The sequence below is a fragment of the Staphylococcus sp. HMSC059F04 genome (assembly GCF_001812565.1).
Classification (GTDB): domain Bacteria; phylum Bacillota; class Bacilli; order Staphylococcales; family Staphylococcaceae; genus Staphylococcus; species Staphylococcus lugdunensis.
Genome location: NZ_KV809457.1, coordinates 1 through 202 on the forward strand (window position 1 = coordinate 1; position 202 = coordinate 202).

Annotated in this window: 1 pseudogene; it reads right to left on the reverse strand. The window is 31.2% G+C overall.

Annotated elements, in window-relative coordinates:
* Window positions 1-202: pseudogene (locus HMPREF2864_RS00175) on the reverse strand (hypothetical protein); the annotation flags it as partial.

Consider the following 202-nt stretch of genomic DNA (forward strand, 5'->3'; position numbering starts at 1 on the left):
CCTTAACTAACTCAATCAACGCATACATTGTGAGCTTATTCCAACCACTCCAAAAAACGATATTCTTATCCTGATCATGTGTCACACTCGTTTTACCTTTATAGTCATGATCTAACTCTTTAAATAAATCTTCTAACTGATAAATAGGAATTTCCTCATATTCTTTTACATAATCGTACATATACTGTTTAAGTTGCTCTTT